At 73.6% G+C, this 16,856-nt stretch carries 14 protein-coding genes and 1 pseudogene; 5 read left to right on the top strand and 10 right to left on the bottom strand.

The features are described 5' to 3' along the window. Window positions 1-83: 83 nt before the first annotated feature. The 8 genes and pseudogenes from def to ACFV18_RS26595 all read right to left on the bottom strand — a co-directional run bounded on the left by def (window position 84) and on the right by ACFV18_RS26595 (window position 7,679). On the bottom strand, window positions 84-710 hold the full coding sequence (gene def / locus ACFV18_RS26560) for a peptide deformylase (RefSeq protein WP_380487308.1): 627 nt from the start codon (window positions 708-710) through the stop codon (window positions 84-86). A gap of 106 nt (window positions 711-816) precedes the next feature. Continuing rightward, a complete protein-coding gene (locus ACFV18_RS26565; protein WP_380487310.1) occupies window positions 817-1,800 on the bottom strand; it encodes a tetratricopeptide repeat protein in 984 nt (327 codons plus the stop codon). A 107-nt stretch (window positions 1,801-1,907) separates the two neighbouring features. After that, window positions 1,908-3,227 (bottom strand): HD-GYP domain-containing protein, encoded by a 1,320-nt coding sequence (locus ACFV18_RS26570; RefSeq protein ID WP_380487312.1) that lies wholly within the window; start codon window positions 3,225-3,227, stop codon window positions 1,908-1,910. Continuing rightward, a complete protein-coding gene (locus tag ACFV18_RS26575) occupies window positions 3,224-4,618 on the bottom strand; it encodes an HD-GYP domain-containing protein (RefSeq protein ID WP_380487314.1) in 1,395 nt (464 codons plus the stop codon). Before ACFV18_RS26575 ends, ACFV18_RS26570 begins: the two co-directional genes overlap by 4 nt. Window positions 4,619-4,796: 178 nt before the next feature. After that, the gene (gene rsrA, locus ACFV18_RS26580) at window positions 4,797-5,156 is read right to left on the bottom strand and encodes a mycothiol system anti-sigma-R factor (RefSeq protein ID WP_380487315.1); all 360 of its coding nucleotides are present in this window, start codon (window positions 5,154-5,156) and stop codon (window positions 4,797-4,799) included. Continuing rightward, a complete protein-coding gene (locus ACFV18_RS26585; RefSeq protein ID WP_380487471.1) occupies window positions 5,153-5,899 on the bottom strand; it encodes a sigma-70 family RNA polymerase sigma factor in 747 nt (248 codons plus the stop codon). Before ACFV18_RS26585 ends, rsrA begins: the two co-directional genes overlap by 4 nt. Before the next feature lie 375 nt (window positions 5,900-6,274). Continuing rightward, window positions 6,275-6,895, bottom strand: a complete 621-nt coding sequence (locus ACFV18_RS26590; protein ID WP_380487317.1) for an alpha/beta family hydrolase — start codon at window positions 6,893-6,895, stop codon at window positions 6,275-6,277. Between the two features lie 27 nt (window positions 6,896-6,922). Further along, window positions 6,923-7,679: pseudogene (locus ACFV18_RS26595) on the bottom strand (SOS response-associated peptidase). Between the two features lie 110 nt (window positions 7,680-7,789). Here ACFV18_RS26595 and ACFV18_RS26600 point away from each other — a divergent pair. From ACFV18_RS26600 to hisN, 5 genes are all read left to right on the top strand, one after another. Beyond that, the gene (locus ACFV18_RS26600) at window positions 7,790-8,494 is read left to right on the top strand and encodes a M50 family metallopeptidase (RefSeq protein WP_380487319.1); all 705 of its coding nucleotides are present in this window, start codon (window positions 7,790-7,792) and stop codon (window positions 8,492-8,494) included. 28 nt (window positions 8,495-8,522) lie between these two features. Continuing rightward, on the top strand, window positions 8,523-9,842 hold the full coding sequence (gene aroA, locus ACFV18_RS26605) for a 3-phosphoshikimate 1-carboxyvinyltransferase (RefSeq protein WP_380487321.1): 1,320 nt from the start codon (window positions 8,523-8,525) through the stop codon (window positions 9,840-9,842). A gap of 15 nt (window positions 9,843-9,857) precedes the next feature. Continuing rightward, window positions 9,858-10,913, top strand: a complete 1,056-nt coding sequence (rsgA, locus tag ACFV18_RS26610) for a ribosome small subunit-dependent GTPase A (RefSeq protein ID WP_380487323.1) — start codon at window positions 9,858-9,860, stop codon at window positions 10,911-10,913. 89 nt (window positions 10,914-11,002) lie between these two features. After that, the gene (locus ACFV18_RS26615) at window positions 11,003-11,326 is read left to right on the top strand and encodes a DMT family transporter (protein WP_380487325.1); all 324 of its coding nucleotides are present in this window, start codon (window positions 11,003-11,005) and stop codon (window positions 11,324-11,326) included. Between the two features lie 19 nt (window positions 11,327-11,345). Further along, window positions 11,346-12,143, top strand: coding sequence for a histidinol-phosphatase (hisN, locus tag ACFV18_RS26620; protein WP_380487327.1), 798 nt, complete (start codon window positions 11,346-11,348; stop codon window positions 12,141-12,143). 237 nt (window positions 12,144-12,380) lie between these two features. On the opposite strand, the gene ACFV18_RS26625 is transcribed toward hisN, so the two are convergent. Both ACFV18_RS26625 and ACFV18_RS26630 read right to left on the bottom strand, forming a co-directional pair. Then, window positions 12,381-14,300: a tetratricopeptide repeat protein gene (locus tag ACFV18_RS26625; protein WP_380487328.1), complete on the bottom strand. Its 1,920-nt coding sequence runs from the start codon at window positions 14,298-14,300 to the stop codon at window positions 12,381-12,383. A 352-nt stretch (window positions 14,301-14,652) separates the two neighbouring features. Beyond that, window positions 14,653-16,638, bottom strand: a complete 1,986-nt coding sequence (locus tag ACFV18_RS26630) for a glycosyl hydrolase family 18 protein (RefSeq protein WP_380487330.1) — start codon at window positions 16,636-16,638, stop codon at window positions 14,653-14,655. Window positions 16,639-16,856 lie beyond the last annotated feature (218 nt).

A 16,856-nucleotide genomic window follows, 5' to 3' on the forward strand; every position in this document is an offset into this window, starting at 1 on the left:
CCCACACCCCCGCCCCACCTGCGACATCCGGGTGGGGGGGCGGCGCGGGGGCGCCCCACCCCCCTTCCGGAGGTGGGGCTACGTCAGGAGTTGGGCACGGTGGCGTACTTGGGGGTGCCGTCGGCCATCTGCCGCAGGGCGTCCTTGCGGTCGCGCTTGGAGAGCCGGTCGATGTACAGGTAGCCGTACAGGTGGTCGGTCTCGTGCTGGAGGCAGCGGGCGAAGAAGCCGGTGCCCTCGACCCGGATCGGGTTGCCGTGCTTGTCCTGGCCGGTGACGGCGGCGTAGCCGGGGCGGGCGAGCTCCTGGTACGCGGTGGGCACCGACAGGCAGCCCTCCTGGCCGTCGTCGAGGCTGCGGCGGCCGGCGGGGAGCTCCTCCAGCACCGGGTTGACGACGTGTCCGATGTGGCGGACGCCCTCGTCGTCGGGGCAGTCGTAGACGAAGACCTTCAGGTCGACGCCGATCTGGTTGGCGGCCAGGCCGACACCCTCGGCGGCGTACATCGACTGGAACATGTCGTCGACGAGCGCGGCGAGGTCCTCGTCGAAGGCGGTGACGGTCTGCGTCTCGCGGTGCAGCACCGGGTTGCCGACCACGGTGATCGGGCGGGCGGTGCCCTTGTTCGGGTCGGGCAGCTCGCCGACCACCTGCTGGACCTCGCTGTCCTGGTGCTCGTGGTCGTGCTCGTGGTCGTGGTGCTCGGCCATCGCTTGGTTCCGCTCCGTCCGCGTCCGGCTGGTGTACCGGTCCAGGGTACGGGGCGTGGCGGCGCACGGGGGCACCCCTCCCGGCCCCCTTGGGGCAGGGGGACGGTCAGCACACCTCTTCGAGGTCCCGGTAGGCGCGGGTGGCCGGGGAGGCGGCGGCCCAGCGCTCCAGCAGGGTGCGGACCAGTCCGGCGGGCGCGGCGATGCCGCATTCGCGTTCGATCTGCCAGGGGCCGCCGGCCGAGCCCTGGCTGAGATGGCTGAGGTGGCCGGGGTGCAGCGGGTCGCCGTCGTCGTGCGGGTCGTGGTGCGCGGTGTGGCCGTCGTCGATGGCCATCCGGGACTCCGAGCAGGTGCGGCACAGCAGCCGCACCGAGGACGTCCAGTCCTCGGCGGCGTACCCGGCGTCGGCGACGGTCTTCTCCAGCGCGTCCCGGTCGGCGGCGGTGGCGGCCTGCAGCAGCACCACCCAGGTCGGCACCGGGGAGGGCGCCCACAGCTCGATCTCGTCGAACACCGGGTAGGCGACACCGTCCGCGACCCGCTCGCCGTGCGGCGCGCCGTCGTGCAGCACCACCTCGCCCCAGCGGCGGCCGGAGGACGGCAGCGGGATGGACAGCACCTCGATCCGCGCCGGGTCGAGCCGGCGGCCCCACACCACCTCGGACTCGCCGTCCGGGGACAGCCGCACCGGGGTGGTGCCGAGGTCGAGCTCGATCGGCCCGTCCGTGCCCGGCCCGCCGGGCAGCCGCAGCCCGTACGCCTGCCAGGCGCGGCGGGCCAGCGGCCAGTCCTGCAGGGCGGTGGCGGTGATGCCGAGGTTCCACCAGTCCGGGGCGCCGTGCTGGCGGTCCAGCAGCGCGACCGCGCGCAGGCCGGCGCTGCGGGCCTGCTCCCAGTCGCGGCGGAACTTGTGCAGCAGGGCCAGGTTGAACCAGGAGTCGGACAGCGACGGCTCCAGGTCGGCCGCCATCACCAGCAGCGCCCCGGCGTCCTCGTACCGGCCGTCGCCGATCAGCGTGAACGCACGGTCGGTGGTCTGCCGCCAGGTCGCCGACGGACGGTGCCGTGCGCGGTGGAAGATCCTCACGTTGGTCCCTTGCCGTCGGTCGTCACCGGGTCGCCCCGCCTCCGGGTCTTCCCGCCACGACCGCATCCAACCACGCCCGCCATGGGCGGCGCGCCCCGCGCGGCCATTCAGGCCGCGAACCGGCAGCGGGCGGCGCGGTGGCCGCGGCGGCCGAGCCGGGCGAGCGCGTCCAGCACCACCGGGTCGTAGCCGCGGCCGGCGTCCAGCCTCAGGTGGTCGAGCGGGTCGGGGGCGCCGGCCCGGGGGCGGTCGGCGGCGGCGGTGCGCAGGTCGTCGTGCGCGTTGGCGACCCGGATGATCCGGGAGGCCAGCGGCAGGGTGGGGTCGTGCCGGCCGTCGTCGAGACGGCACGGGTCGGCGAGCCGGGCGACCTGCTGCCACACCTGCTTGGGCACGCCGGTGCGCCGGATCACTTCGCTGCCGAGCCGGGCGATCCGCTGCTGCTCCTCGTCGGGCAGCAGCGCGGTCGCCCCGCCGGGGACGGGTTCGACCAGCGACAGCTGGCCGATGTCGTGCATCAGCGCGGCGTACTCCAGCAGGGTCAACTCCCGGCTTCCGAGCCCGAGTTCGCGCCCCAGCGCGCACGCGGTGTCGGCCACCCGGCGGGCGTGCCCGGGGGTGGTGTAGCCGGCGATCTCGGTGGCCCGGGCGAGCGTCTCGATGGTCTGCCCCGTGGTGGCCCGCACCTCGACGGCCCGCCGGAACGAGGCCTGCGCGAGCAGCAGCGGCACGCAGAACACCGGCAGCGCCCACAGCCCGGCCTCGCCCGCGAGCAGGCTGAGCAGCAGCCCGGTGGCGACCTGCGCGGAGCCGATGCCGAGCAGCGCGTGCAGCTGGTCGTCGAGCGCGGCGCTGTACCGCAGCCCGGTGCGGGCCCGCTGCTGCCAGGCGGCCAGCACGGCGTCGCCGAGCGCGGCCAGCGCGGCGACGACGGCCAGCAGCGCCCCGTACGCGGGGCCGGGCAGCCGGTCGGTGGCGCCGGAGTCGTACAGCGGCTGGAACAGCAGCGCCGCGAAGGAGACGCTGACCACCCGGCGGGCCGCGGCGTCCAGTCCGCCCAGCGGGCCGCGCGGCCGGCCGCGGACGGCGGCCAGCGCGGCCCGCCCGGCCAGCTGCGCGGCGAGCCCTGCGGCCGTGCCGACGGCGGTGACGGCGGCGGTCTGCGACACCCCGTGCCCGGTGGGCAGCCCGTGCAGCGGCCCGAGCAGCGCGTACGCCAGGGCGACGGCGGTGGCCACCGGCGCGGGTTCGCGGTCGCCGGGCAGCGCGGGACCGGCGCACTGGCCGAGCGCGATCAGGGCGGTGAACGCCAGCGCCACCCCGGGCTGGCTGGTGCCGACGGCGAGCGCGTGCACCAGCGCGCAACCGCCGAGCACGGCGGCCGCGCCGTGCAGCAGGTCGGCCGGCCCCGGCCGCCGGACGGTCACGTCGCTCCGCCGGCGGGCAGGCCCTGCTCGGACGGCTGCGGCGTCCGGGCCGGTTCGGGCACGCCGAGCGGAATGTCCGGCACCTCGCCGTCCCAGCCGCCGGGCGGCGGCGGTTCGGGCTGCCAGCCGTGTTCGGCGACGGCGTCCACCAGGGCCCGCACCATCACCGGGTCGAACTGGCTGCCCGCGCACCGTTCCAGCTCGGTGACGGCCTCCGGGACGGGCCGGCCGCGCCGGTAGGAACGGGTGGAGGTCATCGAGTCGAAGGCGTCGGCGACCGAGATGATCCGGGCGAACTCGGGGATCCGGTCCCCCGCCAGGCCGTACGGGTAGCCCCGGCCGTCGATCCGCTCGTGGTGGTGCAGGATGCCGTCCCGGCCCTCGCCGAGGAAGTCCAGCTGCCGCACCAGCTCGTGCCCGAACACCGGGTGCACCTCGACGGCGCGCCGCTCCTCGACCGTCAACGGCCCGTTGCGGCGCAGCAGTTCGGTGGCCACCGCGAGCTTGCCGACATCGTGCAGGGTGCCGGCGAAGTGCAGGGTGCGGATCCGGTCCTCGGCGAGGCCCAGCTGGCGGGCGATCAGCACCGAGGCCCGGCCGACCCGTTCGCTGTGGCCGCGGGTGTAGGCGTCCTTGATCTCCACCGCCTGCACCAGCGCCTGCACGGTGGCCCGGTGCGCGGCGCGCTCGCGGTGGCCCTGCGCGGACAGCCAGGCGGTGATGGTCAGCGGCAGCAGCCCGAGCACCGCCGCGAACGCCCCGTACGGGCCCTGCCACAGCACCGCCACCATCAGCCCGCCCGCGCCGTGCAGCAGCGCCGCGGGCGCCGCCCGGCGCAGTTTGCGGAGCACGCCGCGGCCGGCCGGGCCGCAGGTCAGCCGGACCATGCCGGCCACCAGTGCGCCGTTGACCAGGCAGAACGTCAGGATCGCGGCGAACGCGCCGAACGCCGCGCCGGGGAAGCGGGTGCCCAGCAGCAGCCGGGAGCCGCCGAGCAGCCGGAACACCTCGGCGGAGATCGCCGAGGCCAGCGCCAGCTGGGCGGCGTTCCACACCCGGCGCAGGTGGCGCGGCTGCTGGGCGGGGCCGAGCAGCGCCCCGGGCAGCGCGACCAGGGCGGCGGCGGCCGGCGGCAGCATCAGCACGCCGGCGAACAGCACCGGGAAGAAGCCGCTGCCGCGCGGGTCCGCCGAGGGCTCCGGCCCGGACCGGCCGCGCAGCCACCGCCACACCCGGGCGCACGGGGTGCGCGCGCCCTGGGCGAGCGACTCCAGGCACAGGTGCAGCAGGGCCAGCAGTCCGATCCGGGGCCAGTCGAGCACCGGCCAGGCCGACCACAGCGGCAGCAGCGCGACCGTCGCCGCCGTCAGCACGGCGGCCAGATAGGCCACGGCCCGCCCCGGCAGGGCGATGCGCTCGCGTTCGCTGGCGATCTCGGCCTCCCCAGCCCGTACCGGGCCCTCCGACGTGAGGACTCGTCAGAGAATAGGGCCCGGCCACCCGGACGGGACGCACGATCGCGGATCGCCGCAGCCGGAGCAGCGACAGCTCACCCGATCGAGTGAGCAATCACTCCGCAGTGGCGATGGCGGAGCCGTGACCGGCCGTACCCTCGACCGTCATCTCCACGCCGACCGAGCCCACCTCGGCCACCGGACCGCCGCCCGGGCCCTGGCCCTGCCGGATCGAATCGATCCGGGCCAGCACCTTCGCCCGGAGGTCGGCGGGCGTGTCGTCGCAGCCGCACGAGCGCTTGATCAGCGCCTTGATCGCCTGTTCGAGGCCGTACTTCTCCAGGCACGGCGAGCACTCGTCGAAGTGCACCCGCAGCTTGGCGCAGTCGCCCTCGGGCATCTCGTTGTCGAGAAATTCGTAGAGGTGGTCGAGCACCTCTCCGCACTCGGTCTCGTGCGGATCGCCGCAGCTCATGAGCCAGCGCCCTTCGCTTCGTGCCCTGCACCGGTACCGGCCGGGACCAGCCCTCGCTCGCGGGCGTAATCCTCCAGCATGCCGCGCAGTTGGCGGCGACCACGGTGCAGTCGGGACATCACCGTACCGATGGGTGTACCCATGATGTCCGCGATCTCCTTGTACGCAAAGCCCTCGACGTCCGCGAGGTACACCGCGATCCGGAATTCCTCCGGAATGGCCTGCAGCGCGTCCTTCACATCGCTGTCCGGCAGGTGGTCGAGCGCCTGCGCCTCGGCGGAGCGCAGCCCCGTCGACATGTGCGACTCGGCGCGCGCCAGCTGCCAGTCCTCGATCTCCTCGGCCGCGGTGCGCTGGGGTTCGCGCTGCTTCTTGCGGTACGAGTTGATGAACGTATTGGTGAGGATGCGGTACAGCCAGGCCTTGAGGTTGGTGCCCTCACGGAACTGGTGGAACGACGCGTACGCCTTGGCGAACGCCTCCTGGAGCAGGTCCTCCGCGTCGGCCGGGTTGCGGGTCATCCGTAGCGCCGCCGAGTACATCGGCTCCAGGAAACCCAGCGCGTCACGCTCGAAGCGCTCGCGCCTGGCCTCCTCGCTCTCGTTCTCGGACACCCGGAAGGTGTCCTCGCCGATCACCTCGGCCAGTTCGTCGCCGGTGAGCTGCTCGCCCTCCGGACGGCCCTGGTCGGTGCCCGAAGCACCCGACGCGGCCGCGTCATCGGTCCCGACGACCGGACCCACCTCCTCGATCAGCTTCACACGGCCCACCACGGGCCGATCCGCAAGCGAGGATATCGGGCTGACCGGTTTCTCGCCCGCGGCAACCCACTGCGACCAGTCCGGCACGAGCGGCGCCTCGGCCGCCCGCTCGTCGGGCCGTTCGGGGCACGCGATCGAAACCATGGACGCTGCCTTTCCACCGGGACTCGTTCTGACGACTCGTGCAACCGCGAACATCGCCCGGGCATTCCCCATGGCGGTCCCTGGGATTCCACATGCTGACCGTGCCGCGGCCTTGCCGCCGCGCGCCTCCCGCTTCGCGCGGTCCTCCCCCGGCCCCAGCGGGCCGGGGGGTGCCCCCACCCGCCCCGGTCGGGGCACGACGGAACTCGCGTGTCAGAGCCAGTCGGCCACGGCACCGGTGATCAGCGTCAGCGCTTCCTCCTGACCCAGCGGGGCCTTCTTCGGGACTTTGAACCCGTGCGAGGCGTAGGGCACTTCGACCAGGCGGTGGGTGCCGGGCAGGGCCGGGAAGTCCGCCGGGGTGCCGAAGGTGTCGGCACCGCCCTGCACCACCAGGGTCGGCAGGCCGGTCCCCACCAGTTCCTCCGCCCGGCTCTTCTCCGGCTTGCCCGGCGGGTGCAGCGGGAAGGCGAGGGCCAGCACGCCCGCCGCGCCGAGGCCGGCGGCGGTGCGGCAGGCCACCCGGGCGCCGGCGCTGCGGCCGCCCGCGTACACCGGCAGCCCCGTCTCGGCGGCGGCGGCGAACTGCGCGGGCCAGCCGGCGTCGAGGGTCTTCGGGGCGGGGGCGAGCTTGCGGCCGGCCACCCGCCAGGGCTGCTCGGCGAGCACCACGGTGACGCCCGCCACCGGGAGGGCCGCGGCGAGCGCCTGCAGGTCGGGCGCCTCGATGCCGCCGCCCGCGCCGTGGCCGAGCAGCAGGACGGCGCGCGGGGCGTCGGCCCGGAACCAGTGGAGCCGGGCGTCGCCGGTGGGGGTCTCGATGATCTGCGGCATGGCGCCGAGCGTATAGAGGGGAGCGTCTCAGAACAGCGTGGTGAGGTCGTCCTCGGTGAGTCGCCTGGTCAGGCCGGGGTGGTTGTTGCGGATCGAGCCGACCTCGTCGGGCACCGGGTGGATGCGCAGCTCGCCGGGCGGTGGCGGGGTGAGGTCGGCGCTCTCGGCATGGGGGTCGAGCCAGGTGTCCCAGCGGTCGGGGCCGAGGTACAGCGGCATCCGCTCGTGGACGGGGGCGAGCAGCGGTTCGGCGGCGGTGGTGACGACGGTGCAGGTGACCAGCCAGGCGTCCGGGTGGTCGGCGGGGACGTCCCGGTTGCGCCAGAACTCGTACAGGCCGGCCAGCGCCGTCGGCGCGGGAGACGAAGTAGGGGCGGCGGGGCGGGCGGGAGACGTCGTCGGTGGGCGCGGTCTGCCACTCTCCCCCAGCCCGGCGGCTGGGAGGTGCCCCCATTTCGCCGTCCACCGGTATCAGGCAGCGCCGCGAGGCGAAGGCCTGCCGGTAGGCGGGCTTCTCGTGGACGGTCTCCGCCCGCGCGTTGATCATCTTCACCGCGGTGTCCGGACTGCTCGCCCAGGCCGGCACCAACCCCCAGCGCAGCACCCGCAGTTGACGCACCGGCCGGCGCTCGCCGCGCGGCGCCCGGTCCAGCACGGCGAACGCGGACGCGGTGGGTGCGACGTTCCAGCTGGGGGCCAGCGTCTCGGTGGGATCCCACTGCCGGACCCCGAAGTGCCGGACCAGGTCGGCGGGGTCGGTGGAGGAGGCGAAGCGGCCGCACATGCCGTTCAGCTTGCCAGAGCCTGCCTGCCCGCAGAACCGGCGGCTACCGGCCGCCCGTCCTTCCGTGAAACGCTGCCCGCCCGAACGACGGTGATCGGAGGCCCACCGGAATGGACTTCGCACAACTGTGGGACCGGATGACGGCCGTACAGCCCGACCCGCCGACCTGGCTGGCGTGGGGCGCCGCGGCGGCGGCGCTGCTGGCGGTGGCGCTGCGCCCGCTGTGGCGGCTGAGCCGCACCGTGGTGACCATCGCGCACGAGGGCGGGCACGGCGTGATGGCGCTGCTGACCCGCCGCCGGCTCTCCGGCATCCGCCTGCACTCGGACACCTCCGGGCTGACGGTCACCTCCGGGCGGCGGACCGGGCCGGGCGTGGTGCTGACCTTCGCGGCCGGCTACCCGGCGCCCTCGCTGCTCGGCCTGGGCGGGGCGGGACTGCTGGCGGCGGGCCGGATCACCGCGCTGCTGTGGATCGGCATCGCACTGCTGGCGGCGATGCTGCTGACCCTGCGCAACCTGTTCGGCGTGCTGGCGGTGCTGGCGACCGGCGGCGCGTTCCTCGGGGTGTCCTGGTACGGAGACGCCGAGTGGCAGGGCGCGTTCGCCCACCTGGGCGTGTGGTTCCTCCTGCTGGCCGGGGTGCGTCCGCTCGTCGAGCTGTTCTCCACCCGGCGGCGCGGCGACGCGCCCGGCTCGGACGCCGACCAGTTGGCCGGGCTCACCGGCGTACCCGCGACGGCCTGGCTGGCGCTGTTCCTGGTGGTGGCGCTGGTCTGCCTGGGGCTCGGGGCAGCCTGGCTGCTGCCCCGGTAGGGGGGCGCGGCCTCATAGACTGGGCGACATGACCGACTCCCTGTGGCCCGCTCCCGTCGCCACCGCCGCCGTGGACGCGACTGTGACGATCCCCGGCTCGAAGTCCGCGACCAACCGCGCGCTGGTGCTGGCCGCCCTCGCCGACGGCCCGGGCTGGGTGCGCCGCCCGCTGCGCAGCCGCGACTCGCAGCTGATGGCGGACGGCCTGCGGGCCCTGGGCGTGACGGTCGAGGAGACGGTGAACGAGGCGTCCGGCGGCACCGGCGGCGGCGAGGCCTGGCGGGTCATCCCGGCCGAGCGCCTGCGCGGCCCGGCCCAGGTGGACGTCGGCAACGCCGGCACGGTGATGCGCTTCCTGCCGCCGCTGGCCACCCTGGCGGACGGCCCGGTGCACTTCGACGGCGACCCGCGCAGCCACGAGCGCCCGCAGCACGGCGTGATCGACGCGCTGCGCACCCTCGGCGCCCGGATCGACGACGGCGGGCGTGGCGGCTTCCCGCTGACCGTGCACGGCACCGGCGCCCTGGACGGCGGCCCGGTGGAGGTGGACGCCTCGTCCTCCTCGCAGTTCATCTCGGCGCTGCTGCTGTCCGGCGCCCGCTTCAACAACGGCGTGGAGATCCGCAACGTGGGTGCCACGGTGCCCTCGCTGCCGCACATCCGGATGACCGTCGACATGATCCGCAAGGCCGGCGGCCAGGTCGACGCCCCCGAGGACGGCGGCGAGAAGGACATCTGGCGGGTCACCCCGGGCGCGCTGCTCGGCCGCGACCTGGTGGTCGAGCCGGACCTGTCCAACGCCGCCCCGTTCTTCGCCGCGGCCCTCGCCACCGGCGGCCGGGTCGTCGTCCGGGACTGGCCCAAGCACACCTACCAGCCCGGCGACCAGCTCCGCGAGATCTACACCGCGATGGGCGGCTCCTGCCAATTCGTGGACGAGGGGTTGGAGTTCACCGGCACCGGCAAGATCCACGGCATCGAGGTGGACCTGCACGACGTCGGCGAGCTGACCCCGGTGATCGCCGCCGTCGCAGCCCTCGCCGACTCCGAGTCCCACCTGTACGGCATCTCCCACCTGCGGCTGCACGAGACCGACCGGCTCGCCGCGCTCGCCAAGGAGATCAACGACCTGGGCGGCGACGTCTCGGAGACCGAGGACGGTCTGCGGATCCGCCCCCGCCCGCTGCACGGCGGTGTCTTCCACACCTACGAGGACCACCGGCTGGCCACCGCCGCCGCCGTCCTCGGCCTGGTGGTGGACGGCGTCCTGGTGGAGAACGTGGCGACCACCGCGAAGACCCTGCCGGACTTCCCGCAGATGTGGGCCGACCTCCTCGGCCAGGGCTGACGGGGGATCACGAGCATGCGCCGCTACGGCAAGGACGCCGACGAGGACGACATCCGCAGCCGCCCGGGCCGCCGGGGCTCCCGCCCCCGCACCCGCATCCGGCCCAAGCACGAGGACGCCGCCGAGGCGATGATCCTCACCGTGGACCGGGGCCGGATGACCTGCCTGGTCGACAGCGGAACCAAGGACGAACGCCTGGTCACCGCCATGAAGGCCCGCGAACTCGGCCGCAAGGGCGTGGTCGTCGGCGACATCGTCAACCTGGTCGGCGACCTCTCCGGGGCCCCCGACACGCTGGCCCGGATCGTCCGGGTCGAGGAACGCACCTCGGTGCTGCGCCGCACCGCGGACGACGACGACCCGTACGAGCGGATCGTGGTCGCCAACGCCGAACAGCTGGCCATCGTCACCGCGCTCGCCAACCCGGAGCCCCGCCCCCGGCTGATCGACCGCTGCCTGGTCGCCGCGTACGACGCCGGCATGGAGCCGCTGCTGGTGCTCACCAAGTCCGACCTGGCGCCCGCCGACGAGCTGCTGGAGTCGTACGCGGCGCTCGGCATCGACTACGTGGTGACCCGGCACGACGAGCTGGCCACCACCGGCGCGGAGGCCGTCCGGGAGTACCTGCGCGGGAGGACCACCGTGTTCATCGGGCACTCCGGCGTCGGCAAGACCACCCTGGTCAACGCGCTCGTCCCGGACCAGCAGCGGACCACCGGCCACGTGAACGCCGTCACCGGCCGCGGCCGGCACACCACCGTCTCCGCGCTCGCCCTGCGGCTGCCCCCGCCGCCCGGCGTGAAGCCCGGCTCCCGCAAGGCCCTCGACCCGGGCTGGGTGATCGACACCCCCGGCTTCCGGTCCTTCGGCCTGTCCCACATCGACCCGTCCCGGGTCATCCACGCCTTCCCCGACCTGGAACCCGGCACCGAGGACTGCCCGCGGGCCTGCTCGCACGACGAACCGGACTGCGCCCTGGACGCCTGGGTCGCCGACGGCCACGCCGAACCGGCCCGGCTCTACTCGCTGCGCCGCCTGCTCGCCACCAAGGAAGCCCACGAGGGGGACTGAGAGTTCACTGGACCGACGAGTCGCCCGGCCCTGCCCACTGGGTAACGATAGGAAGGTCACACCGTCCTATCTGACAGGGAGTCAACCCGATGGCATGGGCCATGGTGATCCTCGCCGGTCTGCTGGAAACGGGATTCGCGGTCAACCTCAAGCTCAGTCACGGCTTCACCAAGCTCTGGCCCACCATCAGCTTCTGCCTCTTCGCGCTCGGCTCCTTCGGCCTGCTCACCCTCTCCCTGAAAACCCTCCCGGTGGGCAGCGCCTACGCGGTGTGGACCGGCATCGGCGCGGCCGGCACCGCCTTGTACGGAATCATCTTCCTCGGGGAGTCCTCCTCCACCCTCAAACTGGTCTCGGTGAGCCTGGTCATCGCAGGTGTGATCGGACTTCAGCTCAGCGGCTCGGGACACTGAGTCCGCTAGGGTTCGGGGCATGGCCGACTACCACGACGATCTCCGACTCGCCCACGTCCTCGCCGACTCGGCCGACTCGGTCACCATGGAGCGCTTCAAGGCGCTCGACCTCAAGGTCGAGACCAAGCCCGACCTGACCCCGGTCAGCGACGCCGACAAGGCCGCCGAGGAACTCGTCCGCTCCGTCCTGCAACGAGCCCGGCCCCGCGACGCGGTGATGGGCGAGGAGTACGGCCTGCAGGGCTCCGGCCCGCGCCGCTGGGTGATCGACCCGATCGACGGCACCAAGAACTACGTCCGCGGCGTCCCGGTCTGGGCCACCCTGGTCGCCCTCCTCGAGGAACAGCCCGACGGCGAACACGCCCCCGTCGTCGGCATCGTCTCCGCCCCCGCCCTCGGCCGCCGCTGGTGGGCCGCCAAGGGACTCGGCGCGTTCGCCGGCCGCAGCCTCGCCAAGGCCCAGCGCATCCACGTCTCCAAGGTCTCCCGCCTCGCCGACGCCTCGCTCTCCTTCTCCTCCCTCAGCGGCTGGGAGGAACGCGCCCGCCTCGACGCCTTCCTCGACCTCACCCGCAAGTGCTGGCGCACCCGGGCCTACGGCGACTTCTGGTCCTACATGATGGTCGCCGAGGGCGCCGTCGACATCGCCGCCGAACCCGAACTCTCCCTCTGGGACATGGCCGCCCCCTGCATCGTCGTCCAGGAAGCCGGCGGCCGCTTCACCGGCCTCGACGGCATCGACGGCCCCTCGGGCGCGGACGCGGTCGCCACCAACGGCATCCTCCACGAGGCGGCGCTGCGCTCACTGAGCCTGTAGGCAGGTGGGCGCGAGCGGGGAGAGCGCAACCAGGGGCGCGGGGAACTGCGCGAAGGGGAACGCACCCACCAGCAAGATCGCGACGCAGGACAATGACTTGCACGTGATCGCGACCTTGCGGACGTGATGTGCGCTTGTCGCGCAGTTCCCCGCGCCCCCGGTTTCGCGCCCGCCTGCTCTCGCGCCCGCCTGCTCTCGCGCCCGTCTGCGTTCGCGCCCTCCTGCGTTCGCGCCCGATTACGCGGACAACTCCGCTGTCATCGCCTCCAGCAACCGCCCCGCCCGCTCCGCGACCTCCGCCGGCCCGTACTCCGTCGCCCGCTTGCACCAGTTCTCGGCCTGCACCGTCTCCCCCCGGCGAAGGGCCAGCAGCGCCAGCCTGAGCGCGGCCCGCCCGTGCCCCGCGTCCGCCGCCCGCGTGTACCAGAGCATCGCCTCGGCCTCGGAGTCCTGACGGGCCAGCAGCAGCCCGAGGTTGAACGCCGCGCTGCGGCTCCCGCCCTCCGCCGCCCGCCGGTACCAGCTCTCGGCGATCTGCAGCGCGCCCCGTTCCGCGGCGCGGACGCCCATCCGGACCTGCGCCCGCAGGTGCCCCGCGTCCGCCGCGACCGCGTACCAGTGTTCGGCGTCCGCGTCGGCGTCCCCGCGCCGGTCCAGGAGTGAGGCGAGCCGGAACGCGCCCTCCGCGGAGCCGCCTTCTGCGGCCTGCCGGTAGCGGTCGAGCGCCCCGGCGAGGTTGCCTCGCTGTTCCTGGACGACGGCGAGTTGGAGCGCGGCCTCGCCGTGCCCCTCGGCGGCGGCGCGGGCGTACCACTCCTGGGCCTGCCGGGTCTCGCCGCGGCCGGCGTGCAGCACGCCGAGGTTGAACGCGCCGTCGACGGAGCCGGCTTCGGCGGCCTTGGAGAACCAGGGTTCGGCTCCGAATTCGTCGCCGCGCTGGAGCAGCATGACGGCGAGCGCGTTGCAGGCTTCGCGGTGGCCGGCGTACGCGGCGCGGCGGTACCACTGTTCGGCCTGGGTGTCGCGGCCGACGCCGGCGCACAGCAGGCCGAGGTTGAAGGCGCCGTTGTGGTCGCCGGCGTCGAGCGCGGCGCGGTACCAGCGTTCGGCGACGGCGTCCTCGCCGCGGCCGGCGTGCAGCGCGCCGAGCGCATTGGCGGCGGCGGCGTCGCCGGCTTCGGCGGCCTCCTGCCACCATTCGGCGGCGGCGGTGGGGTCGCCGGCGTCGCGGAGCAGGAAGCCGAGCGCGCAGGCGGCGCGGGCTTCGCCGTTCTGCGCGGACTGCCGGTACCAGCGGGCGGCTTCGTCGAGGTCGCCGCGGGCTTCGAGCAGCACGCCGAGGCGCAGCGCGGCGCGGGCGTGGCTGCGGGCGGCGGCGGTGCGGTACCAGGTTTCGGCGGTGTCCTTGTCGCCGGCGGCTTCGCGCATCCGGGCGAGGCGGTAGGCGGCTTCGCGGTGGCCGGTGTCGGCGGCGGCCTTGAACCAGCGTTCGGCGCGGACGTCGCGGCGGTGTTCCATCAGGTCGCCGAGGGCGTACGCGCCGAGCGGGTGGCCCTGTTCGGCGGCGAAGTGCAGCCAGTACTCGGCGGCTTCCTCCTCGCCCTGGTCGCGCAGTTGCAGGCCGAGGGCGTGCGCGGCGGGTGCCGAGCCGGCGACGGCGGCCTGCCGCCACCACTGGCCGGCTTCGGCCCGGTGGCCCTGCTGGTGGAGCAGCACGCCGAGGTTGTTGGCGGCGGCGCGCAGGCCCGCGGCGGCGGCGGTGCGCAGGTAGGGTTCGGCGTCCTGGAGGTCGCCGCGGCGCAGCAGCAGGGCGCCGAGCTGGCTGGCGGCGCCGGGGTCGCCGGCGTCGGCGGAGCCGCGGTGGCGGGCTTCGAGGGCGGCCTGTTCGCGGGCGGCGAGGGCGGTTTCGAAGCTGTCGGCGCCGTCGTCGCTCTCCAGCAGGTCGCGGGCGGAGGCGGTGGCGACGACCTGGTCGGCGGTCAGGTGGACGAGGCTGTCGGGGCCGTAGCCGGACGCGGCGAGGCGGCCGCCGGCGGTGATGCGCTGTGCGGGCAGGCTGCCGCCCGGCCGGCGGGCGCGTCGGGCACCGGTGTCACTGTCCGTGGTGCTGCTGGCCGCCGGTCGTTCTCCCGTTCCGTTCCTTCCGATGAGTTTCATGCCGACTCCAGCTCCCCCCGAGTGTCGCGGCATTCGCCCCCGGCCGTCGGCCCGGGACGGGTCCCCCAGGGGTCACGCCGGATCGGACGGCCTGTCAATGGCCGTGCCGCGTCCCCCTCGTGGTCCATCGTCGCATCACCCGCAACCCTCGTACACCTGCTCCGTCCGTTTTGGCGGAGCGGGGCCGAAGCCCGGCGAGATTGCTTCAGCGCTTTGTCGATTTCCCGACACTGAGCCCCACAAACCCCGGCCACGCATCGTACCGGAGTCGATCAACACTCGATGCACACAAGGGCGAAGGCCCGAAGGGCGAATCCCTCCGGGCCTCCGTGGCGGAGCTGATGACGTTCGGTCAGCTGATGCTGAAATCGTCTGCCTGGTAGGCACCCTGGCCGTACCAGCCGTGCGCCCAGATGGTCACCGAGGTGACCGAGGCGCCGGTGGTGAACTTGGTGGACAGCTGCGTCCACGCGCTCCCGCCGGGGGTCCAGGTCGAGCTGTCCGCGCCGGAGCCGGTGACGCCCAGGTAGGTGTAGTTGCCCTTCACCCACGCGGACAGCGTGTACGTGGTGTTCGGCTTGACCGTGACGGTCTGCTGGCACTGCGCGGTGTCACTGGCACTGGCGTTGCCCTGCAGCGCGTACGAACCGGTGTGACCGCCGCCGACCACGCTGCCGCCGCCGCCCGCGCAGCTCCAGGGGCTGAGCGCGCCGGACTCCAGACCGGGGTTGGCGACGATCCCGCCGCCACCGGGGCCACTCGGCGAGGAGGACGGGCTGCCGGACGGGGAGCCGCTCGGCGAGGTGGACGGCGAGGGGCCGCTGCTGGTGCTGCTGCTCGCGCTCGGCGAGGGCGAGGTCGGCGGCGCGGGGCAGTTGGCGGCCGAGCCGTTGGTCGCCGTCACCAGCGGGTTCAGCAGCACCGCGTTCGGGTCGTCATAGAGCGAGAACACGAAGGAGCCGCCGAGCCCGTTGCAGTGCGCGTAGTCCATCTTGGCCTGGATGGACCTGGCGTTCTCCCCGGACCAGAAGTTGGTGCCGTCGTAGAAGTAGGCGGCCTGCGAGGCCGGGTCCCAGTAGGTGTCGTTGGCGTTGTCGACGACACCCAGCAGTTCCTTGTACATCCGCACCCCGGCCACGTTGCCGGAGTTCGGCGCCCCCTGCGCGGGCCCATTGGCCGGTTGGAACAGCCCGTGGTTGGCGCCGGCCGCCACGCCCGTCCAGCCGCGGTAGTACAGCGGGACGCCCATGTTCAGCTTGTTGGCCGGGAAGCCGCCGGGGATGCCGTACGAGGGGTCGCCGACCGTGTAGGCCTTGATCGCCTCGTCGATGGAGTACTTGGCGTTGCCCGGCGGGATGCTGTTCGACGGGTCACCGGGGTTCTGGTAGACCGGCGTCTGATGGTTGGTCGGGCCCTGCGCCTCCCAGCCGCCGTGCATGTCGTACGTCATCGGGTCGCCGAAGGTCAGGTACTGGGCGATCTTGTCGGTCTCGACGTGCTGGATCTTGTCCTGGCCGGCGGGCAGCGCGGCGCTCAGTGCGTAGGTCTTGCCGTCGGCGGCGCCCTGGGCGTTGAGCTCGCTGCGGAACTCGGCGAGCAGTGCGGTGAAGTTCTGCTTGTCGTTCGGGGAGGAGTGGTTGCCGGTGTGGCCGCCGCCGCCCGGATACTCCCAGTCGATGTCGAAGCCGTCGAAGATGCCCTTGCCGGTGCCGGGGCCGCCGTAGCCGCCCTGGGCGGGCAGGTTGCCCTTGATGAACATGTCGACGCAGGAGGAGACGAACTTCTTGCGGGAGGCGTCGGTGGCGGCCGCGTCGGAGAAGTACTTGGAGTACGTCCAGCCGCCGATCGACAGCAGCACCTTCAGCTTCGGGTACTTGGCCTTCAGTTCCTGGAGCTGGTGGAAGTTGCCGGCCAGCGGCTGGTTCCAGGTGTCGGTGGAGTTGTCGACGCTGTTGCCGTTGGCGAAGGTCTTCGCGTAGTCGGCGTAGTAGTCGCCCGCGCCGTCGCCGGCGTTCGGGTTGTTCTCGTCCTGGGAGGCCGCCGAGTTGGCTTCGAAGCAGGTCAGGTTGGTGGGGTCGATGTTGGCGAAGTCGTACAGCAGGTAGTCGAGTTTCCCGGCCATGCCGTTGGTGTCGACGTTCTTCAGGTAGTAGGCGTTCTGGTAGATCGACCACTGGTCGAAGTAGGCGATCTTCAGGCCGCCGCTGGTGGCGGGGGCGCCCGTGGTGTTGGACGGTCCGGCGGTCGCGGTGGGGGCTCCCAGCAGCGACATCGCCCCGGCGAGCAGGGTGGCGGCCGCGGCGGTGACGGCCCAGACCCTTCTGTTGTTGCGGTGCATGCGGATGTGCCTCTCCTGTCACGTGGGGATGCAGGAACGCCGTCGGACACCCGGTCGGGGAGCGGCAGACGGGGGCAGAACACGGTCGATGCCCGGATCGGGCACGTGTTGCAGCACCACGAGGCGGGCGGTGGGGGCCGCCCGTCATGGGCACGACCCAGATTGGACTGGACCACTGGGGGTGTCAATCGGGTCTGCACCAAGGAATGGCAAAGGCC

Source organism: Kitasatospora sp. NPDC059673 (genome assembly GCF_042734215.1).
In the GTDB taxonomy this organism is placed as follows: domain Bacteria; phylum Actinomycetota; class Actinomycetes; order Streptomycetales; family Streptomycetaceae; genus Kitasatospora.

Excerpts from the sequence above, each read along its gene's own strand:
- ACFV18_RS26590 (WP_380487317.1), bottom strand. The coding sequence starts at position 6,895 with ATGCCGCAGATCATCGAGACCCCCACCGGCGACGCCCGGCTCCACTGG.
- aroA (WP_380487321.1), top strand. The coding sequence starts at position 8,523 with ATGACCGACTCCCTGTGGCCCGCTCCCGTCGCCACCGCCGCCGTGGAC.
- rsgA (WP_380487323.1), top strand. The coding sequence starts at position 9,858 with ATGCGCCGCTACGGCAAGGACGCCGACGAGGACGACATCCGCAGCCGC.
- ACFV18_RS26625 (WP_380487328.1), bottom strand. The coding sequence starts at position 14,300 with ATGAAACTCATCGGAAGGAACGGAACGGGAGAACGACCGGCGGCCAGC.
- ACFV18_RS26600 (WP_380487319.1), top strand. The coding sequence starts at position 7,790 with ATGGACTTCGCACAACTGTGGGACCGGATGACGGCCGTACAGCCCGAC.
- hisN (WP_380487327.1), top strand. The coding sequence starts at position 11,346 with ATGGCCGACTACCACGACGATCTCCGACTCGCCCACGTCCTCGCCGAC.
- def (WP_380487308.1), bottom strand. The coding sequence starts at position 710 with ATGGCCGAGCACCACGACCACGAGCACGACCACGAGCACCAGGACAGC.
- ACFV18_RS26615 (WP_380487325.1), top strand. The coding sequence starts at position 11,003 with ATGGCATGGGCCATGGTGATCCTCGCCGGTCTGCTGGAAACGGGATTC.
- rsrA (WP_380487315.1), bottom strand. The coding sequence starts at position 5,156 with ATGAGCTGCGGCGATCCGCACGAGACCGAGTGCGGAGAGGTGCTCGAC.
- ACFV18_RS26630 (WP_380487330.1), bottom strand. The coding sequence starts at position 16,638 with ATGCACCGCAACAACAGAAGGGTCTGGGCCGTCACCGCCGCGGCCGCC.